Source organism: uncultured Phascolarctobacterium sp., assembly GCF_905212365.1.
In the GTDB taxonomy this organism is placed as follows: domain Bacteria; phylum Bacillota; class Negativicutes; order Acidaminococcales; family Acidaminococcaceae; genus Phascolarctobacterium_A.
In genome coordinates, this window is record NZ_CAJMEH010000081.1 from 1 (window position 1) to 7,478 (window position 7,478).

Genomic DNA, 7,478 nt, shown 5'->3' on the forward strand with positions numbered 1-7,478 from the left:
AAAAAATCGCCTGAAAAGACGATTTTTCCCTTGCATCCAACATCGTGTCGTGGTAAGATAGGCCGAATGCGACCGAAACACACTGGGAAACGGAAAAAAGTGAGGAAAATCGTATGGAAAAAAATAAAAACAGCGGCTCGCTCCTAGCGAAAAGGATGGCAGTATCTCTGGTCTGCGGCCTTGCGGCAGGCTTTGCGGCAGGCCATATATCATAAGCCTGCGGGGCACGGCTTTGACGCTTGTCCGGCAGGCTTCGCCATGAATGAAATAGGAGGCTGAGCTATGGGTGAGCTGACGCATTTTGACGGCGAGGGCAACGCCGTAATGGTGGACGTGTCCGCTAAGGCTGTAACGGAGCGGGAGGCCGCTGCAAGCGGCAAAATTATAATTTGCCGGGAAATTTACGACAGGCTGGCGGCCCATACGGTGGCTAAGGGCGATGTGCTGGGCGTGGCGCGGATTGCCGCTATTATGGCCGCTAAAAAAACCGCCGACCTTATTCCCTTGTGCCATCCGCTGCCCTTGAGCAAGGTAACGGTGGATTTTGCGCTGCTGGAGAAAGCAGGGAAGTACGCCGTAGAGGCTACCTGCCTAGTTAAAACCAGCGGCAGGACGGGCGTGGAAATGGAGGCGCTGACGGGCGTGTCGGCGGCGCTGCTGACGATTTACGATATGTGCAAGGCCATCGATAAGTCCATGATGCTGACGGAGATACATTTGCTGCGCAAAAGCGGCGGAAGGAGCGGTGATTTTACGTGGAAGCAACAGGAGCGATAAAGGGCGTGATTAAGGCGCTGTGCATCAGCGAAGCCAGAGGCACGGTCAAGCATACGGTACCTTCCGTGCGCTGCTTGGCTGGGCATGGGCTGGAGGGGGACGCTCACGCTGGGAGCTGGCACCGGCAGGTCAGCCTGCTGTCCGACGAGCAGGTACAGGCCTTTAACGCCGCCGGAGGCGCAGTACAGCCAGGCGATTTCGGCGAAAATATTTTGGTCTGCGGCATCGACTTCAGTGCCTTGCCCGTGGGTACATTGCTCATGGCTGGCGAGGTGGTGCTGAAGCTTACGCAAATCGGCAAGGAATGCCATAACCATTGCCAGATATTCCAGCGCGTAGGCGACTGCATTATGCCGCGCGAGGGCGTTTTCGCTATCGTGGAGCATGGCGGCGAGCTGCGTCCGGGTATGGTAATGACGGCGCAGCTGCCTGCTGCGGACGCTCCCCTGCGGGCGGCGGTAATGACCCTTTCGGACAAAGGGGCGGCCGGACAGCGGCAGGATACCAGCGGTCCAAGAGCTGCGGAGCTGCTGACGGCGGCAGGCTATGAAATAGTTGAGCAGGTGCTTTTGCCTGACAATAGACCGCAGATTGAAAAGGAACTGAAACGCCTTGCGGACAGCAGGCAGGTTGATTTGATAATAACCACCGGCGGCACGGGTTTTTCCCTGCGCGACGTAACGCCGGAGGCAACGCTGGCCGTGGCTACGCGCCTGGCTCCGGGCATTGCCGAGGCCATTCGCATGGAGTCCATGGCTATTACCCGACGGGCCATGCTCAGCCGCGGCGTTTCCGTATTGCGCAATTCCACTCTGATAGTTAATCTGCCGGGCAGCAGAAAGGCTGTGGAAGAAGCCTTGGCCATTGTGCTGACGGAACTGGAGCATGGTCTGCGCATTTTACGGGGAACGGCAAAGGAGTGCGGCAGAGCATGAGCGGTGCTATAGATTTTTCACCTTTGTGGATTAGCCTGCATACGGCCTGCGCCACTATTGGCATTGTGTTTTTCTTAGGCGTGGTCGCCGCCTGGTGGGTAGAAGGGCTGCGCAGCGAAACCTTGAAGATACTGGTGGACGGGGTCTTTACCCTGCCCATGGTGCTGCCGCCTACGGTAGCAGGCTTTTTTTTATTGTTTTTCTTTGGCAATAACCGCATTGTGGGACGCTTTTTTATCGATGCCTTCGGCGTGCAGATAGCCTTTACCTGGCTGGCGACGGTGCTGGCGGCGGCGGTCATATCCTTTCCGTTGATGTACCGTTCGGCCCGCGGCGCGCTGGCGCAGGTGGATAAGGGTATGCTGGAGGCGGCCCGTTCTTTGGGATTGGGCGAGTGGCGTATCTTCTGGCGCATTCATCTGCCCAACGCTTTGCCGGGAATCATTTCCGGTGGCCTTTTGGCCTTCGCCCGCGGTTTGGGCGAATTTGGCGCTACGGCGATGCTGGCAGGCAATATTGCAGGCAAAACGCGGACGCTGCCCCTAGCAGTTTATTCGGCGGTGGCGGCGGGCGATTGGGACGCGGCCGGTAAGTATGTGGCTATCATCGTCGCTATTTGTTCAGCGGTAGTTATCGGTTTAAACTTGTATCTGTATTATTGCAAAAAAAGACAGGAGAGATGATAATGAAAAAAATAATTTGCTTATTCTGCGCTTTCACCTTGCTGCTTGCCGCAGGCTGCGGCGAAGCGCCTAAAAAGGAAGCTGCTAAAGAGCAAAAAACAGTGCATGTGGCTGCGGCAGCCAGTCTGGAAAAGGTTTTTGAGCAGCAGCTGATTCCTATGTTCACGAAAAAGCATCCGGAAATAAAAATTCAGGGCGTGTACGACGCCAGCGGCAAGCTGCAGTCCCAGATTGAAAACGGCCTGGCCGCTGACCTGTTTATTTCCGCCGCTAATAAGCAGATGCAGGCTCTCGATAAGAAGGGTTATATGAACAGCGAGAGCATTCAGCCGCTGCTGGAAAATAAGCTGGTTCTGATCGTTCCCGTTAAGAACGACGGTTCCATCAAGGAGTTTAAGGATATGTCCAAGGCCAAGCATCCCGCTATCGGCGACCCGGCCAGCGTGCCTGCCGGACAATATGCGCGCGAAGCGCTGACCAGCCTGGGGCTGTGGCAGCAGGTCGAGGGCAAAGCCAGCCTTGGCACAAACGTAACGCAGGTGCTTAACTGGGTGGGCGAGGGCAGCGCCGACGCCGGTTTGGTTTACGCTACCGACGCCGCCTCGATTAAGGATAAAGTAACCGTTGTTGCCGAAGCTCCGCAGGGAACTTTGCAAAAGCCGGTAATCTATCCTATCGGTATTTTGAAGAAAGCGCCGCAGGCAGCTGCTGCTAAGGAGCTGGCTGCCTTTTTGCAGAACGACGAGGCTATGCAGGTTTTTGAAAAGTACGGCTTTGCCCGCGTAAAGAAATAGGAGGCTGCTTGTATGAAGCTGATAAAAACAGAGGACGCGGTGGGCAGCGTTCTGTGCCATGATTTGACCCAAATCATCAGGGGCGTAACCAAGGACGCCGTGTTCCGCAAGGGGCATGTGGTGCGGGAGGAGGATATTCCCGTGCTGCTGTCCATCGGCAAGGAGCATCTTTACGTTTGGGAGGCCGACGAAAGTATGCTGCACGAGAACGATGCGGCGCGTATTTTATGCGCTATGTGCAAAAACGACGGCATGACGGAATCGGACATTAAAGAGGGTAAGATAGAGCTGACCGCAGCATATGACGGCTTATTCAAGCTGGACAGCAGCCGTCTCAGGCTGGTCAACGGCTTCGGACAAATGATGATTGCGACGCGGCACGGCAATACGCCGGTGAAAAAGGGCGATAAGCTGGCCGGTATGCGCATTATCCCGCTGGTTATTGAAAAAGAAAAAATGGCGCGTGTGCAAAGTCTGTGCGGCTCCGAGCCGCTTTTGCAGCTGCTGCCCTACAGGCTGAAAAGGGCGGCGGTCATAGCTACGGGCAACGAAGTTTTTTACGGACGCATTAAGGATACCTTTACGCCGGTCATTGTGGATAAGCTGGCGGAGTACGGCGTAGAGGTGGTGTACAGCGAGGTATTGGGGGACGATCCCGACGCTGTTACGGCGGCCGTAAAGCGCGCTATTGAGGAAAAGGGCGCGGAGCTGGTGTGCTGCACCGGCGGCATGAGCGTCGACCCGGACGACCGCACGCCCTTGGCCATCAAAAATACGGGCGCCCGCATCGTATCCTACGGTTCGCCTGTTTTGCCGGGAGCAATGTTCCTGCTGGCCTATTACGGCGAGCGGCAAACCCCTGTTATGGGCTTGCCCGGCTGCGTCATGTATGCCAAAAGGACGATTTTTGACCTGGCGCTGCCGCGCGTGCTGGCCTGCGACCCGATTACCGCCGAGGAGCTGGCGTCCTTGGGCGAAGGCGGGCTGTGCCTTAACTGCTCTGTCTGCACTTATCCTGCCTGTGGCTTTGGCAAGGGCTGGTGAGCGGATATTATATTGGATTTTACTAATAAAGCGCAAGGGTAGCCCTGTTTACTGAAAAGTAGGCAGGGCTTTTTTAGTCGGCCCACTGCCCGAAAGTAAAACAGGCGACAAGCTAGAGAAAGTAAGGCTTTATAAGTATTAAAGGCTTGTCGGGGGGGACAAGCGTGCTATAATGTGAGTAGAAGCGGAGTATGTTTTTTAGTAAGATATGCTAACGCAGGTTAAATATACTCCCTCAGTCTGCTCGCAAGCTTGCAGCCAGTCGGCCAGGCCTCCCTATCTTGGCCTGCGGCCAATTCACCTTGTCCCTCTAAGAGGGAGCAAAAGAGTAAAGCTTACTTTTGTGTCTCCTCTTAGAGGGGGCTGTCACCGAAGGTGACCGGGGAGTTTAGTCCTTGTTTTCCTTGCGGCGGTACGCTGCACATATATAAAATTTTTATGATGAAGGGGTGCATTTGTATGAAACGAAAACAAATTTTAGCGCGGGCGATAACGCTTGGTTTGCTGTTGGCTATGCCGGTGGGCGGGGCAATGGCTGCGGATTTGACGATTGACGGAACTATGGGAAGTTTAGATGAAAACTGGAATTCTGCGGATGAAGGCTATTACATTTATCACAAAAATAGCTTGAGTAATAATACTATTACTATTAATGGCGTTGAAGTTAAGGGCAACGGTTGGGTTGAGTTTGAACCCGTAGAGGTTCCGGAAGAGGATTTACGAGAAGGCTTTGATTGGGGAGAAAAATATATTGATAATGGTAAAATAGCGTACGGTGCTAATGTTTACGGCGGATATGCTCGCAAGGGTGATGAAGCTGTTAGTGGTAACAATATATTTATAAATAGCGGCTCTACCAAATTAGGTACGGTTATTAGAGATTTTATAGATTATGAATATTTTGACCGTGATAAAGATGGAAATGTTGAATATGCTGAATATTGGCAGGAGCCAAATGAAGAAACCGCATTTCATACTGGTTCATTAATCGGTGGACAGAGCGATGGCGATGGGTCTGTAACCAAGAATACTGTAACTGCCAAAGATAGCATGATAAGTGGTGACGTTATAGGTGGGCAAAGTAACGGTGCGGGCACGGTCAGCAATAATGAAGTAAATGTGGAAAATTGCGGCGTACACGGAAGCATTTCCCTAGTTGGCGGTTATGCGACGGCTGGCGCTAATATTACCGGGAATAAAGTGATTATGAACGGCGGCACAGTACGTAATAATGTTTATGGCGGTTTGTCAGATATCAAAGGTACTGGTGACGTAACGCATAATAGCGTCGAAATAACTGGCGGCATAATTGGCGGTTCATGGATTGCTGGCGGTCAAAGCGAGACTGGTACAGCTGATGAAAACAACGTATCTATCAGCGGCAATGTTAAGATTAGTAACGGTCTAGGAACAGATATCTATGGCGGCAAAAGTAACAAAGGCGCAACTGCAAATGATAACATAGTTACTATTAGCAATGTAAATAAATTGGACGCTAAAGTTCACGGTGGTAATGCTGCTGTAGCAAATAATAATAAAGTTATTTTAACCAATGTGGAATTTGGCTATACAGATTATGAGACTCATGAAAACCAAGGTTGGAGTGCAGGCGGCGGCAGCGGCACGGAGCAAGCGACCGGGAACGAAGTCGTGGCTACTAATGTGAAGCTGAAAGGCGGTTTAACTGGCGGCGCAAGCACTAATGATGCCAGCAATAATAAAGTTACCGTAAGCGGCGCTGATACTCAAATAACTTTAGCTAGCGGTACTGTCGGAAGCAGCATAACAGGCGGCAGCAGTAAAAATAAAGCGACTGGCAATATCGTTACTATTGAAGGCGGTGTAATTACAGGCAAATCTGATTCTAAGATTGTGGCAGGCGAGGTAACTGATAACTCTTCTTTTATAGACTGCACAGCGGAAGGCAATACAGTGCAGATTAATGGCGGTACGGTGGATGTAGATATTTACGGCGGCTGGGGTCAGTATGGCTCTGCTGTGAAAAATACCGTTGTCATTAATGACGGCACTATTAGTAGTAAGCAAATTGTTGGTAGTTTGATACAACGCGACGGTACAGTTACGGGCAACCAAATTACCATCAGCGGCGGTGAATTTACTAAAGCTACAGAAGTAATCGGCGGTTTGACCAACGACGACTATAAACACGAGGTTAACATCAGCAAAAACACCATCACTGTTACGGAAAGCGCTAATGATTTAGATAACGTATCCCTGTACGGCGCTAAAACTGATAGCGCTAACGCACAGCTTAGCGACAACGCTCTCGTTATCGACGGCTGGCGCGGCACGGTGAATACTATCGTCAACGTGACTGACCTGAATTTTGAGCATGTGGATTTAAGCGCAGGCGGCGTTTTGTCCGCAGTTCAAGAAACAGATCTGACAGGCGTGAATATTGCCGTTAATTCCTTGAAGGAAGGCAGCGATTTAGCGGCTGACGGCACAGCATATACTATTATTGACGGTACAACTTCTAATATTACGTTTAACAACGCGCAAGAATCTGCTTTCGAAAGCGTTGATACCAGCGGCAACGGCGTGCGCGTGCATGACGTTAACGCTGCGACAAGTAATAATAATTTAGTGGCTAATATTACGAAGTCTGTTTTGGCCAACGTATATGTTGCAGAAGACGGAACAGCTACGTCTAATGATTTAGTAATAGGCGAAGACTTTGCTACCAATGCCAGCGTGGTTGCGGGCGCATACGCTAGCGGCGACAATACTGCCGTAGGCGGCAGCGTAACTATCAGCGGAGCTTACGACGGCGATGTTTACGCAGGCTACAGCGAAAGCGGCAAAGTCGACGCAAATACCATTACCTTGCAGAGCGGCGCGGCTGTCGGCAATTTGTACGGCAGCAATACCAAAACTGCGGCAGGCTCTTTAGTTGTGGAAGCAGGCAGCAGTAAAGCGGCAAGCGTTGCTAATTTTGCCGGCGCAACCTTGGCAGAGGACAGCAAGCTGACAACCAAGACGGTAGAAGTCAATACGCTGACGAACGATGGCGAACTGACGGCCAGCGACGTAACCGCTGATACGCTTACTAATAGCGGGAAGCTGAACGGTGAGAGCGTAAATGCAGGTACGATTACGAACAGCGGCACGCTGGAAGCGAAGAACGTGGAAGCGACTACGTTGGTAAATAATAGAAATAGTACTATTAAAGCAAGCGGCAACGTCAAAGCTAATGGCGAACTGACGAATAACGGCACTTTAAC

6 protein-coding genes are annotated in these 7,478 nt (G+C 51.8%); all 6 read left to right on the plus strand.

Annotation, left to right across the window (positions count from 1 at the left end):
* Positions 1 to 282: 282 nt before the first annotated feature.
* Positions 283 to 777: a cyclic pyranopterin monophosphate synthase MoaC gene (gene moaC / locus QZ105_RS09825; RefSeq protein ID WP_293729743.1), complete on the plus strand. Its 495-nt coding sequence runs from the start codon at positions 283 to 285 to the stop codon at positions 775 to 777.
* Complete coding sequence (locus QZ105_RS09830; protein WP_293729744.1) at positions 756 to 1,712, plus strand: MOSC domain-containing protein; 957 nt, start codon at positions 756 to 758, stop codon at positions 1,710 to 1,712. Before moaC ends, QZ105_RS09830 begins: the two co-directional genes overlap by 22 nt.
* Before the next feature lie 8 nt (positions 1,713 to 1,720).
* Positions 1,721 to 2,395, plus strand: a complete 675-nt coding sequence (gene modB / locus QZ105_RS09835; RefSeq protein WP_366936043.1) for a molybdate ABC transporter permease subunit — start codon at positions 1,721 to 1,723, stop codon at positions 2,393 to 2,395.
* Positions 2,396 to 2,397: 2 nt separating this feature from the next.
* On the plus strand, positions 2,398 to 3,189 hold the full coding sequence (modA, locus tag QZ105_RS09840; RefSeq protein WP_293729746.1) for a molybdate ABC transporter substrate-binding protein: 792 nt from the start codon (positions 2,398 to 2,400) through the stop codon (positions 3,187 to 3,189).
* A 12-nt stretch (positions 3,190 to 3,201) separates the two neighbouring features.
* A complete protein-coding gene (locus tag QZ105_RS09845; RefSeq protein WP_293729747.1) occupies positions 3,202 to 4,233 on the plus strand; it encodes a molybdopterin-binding protein in 1,032 nt (343 codons plus the stop codon).
* A 459-nt stretch (positions 4,234 to 4,692) separates the two neighbouring features.
* Positions 4,693 to 7,478: hypothetical protein (locus QZ105_RS09850; protein WP_293729748.1), on the plus strand; the 2,786-nt coding region annotated here is incomplete at its 3' end.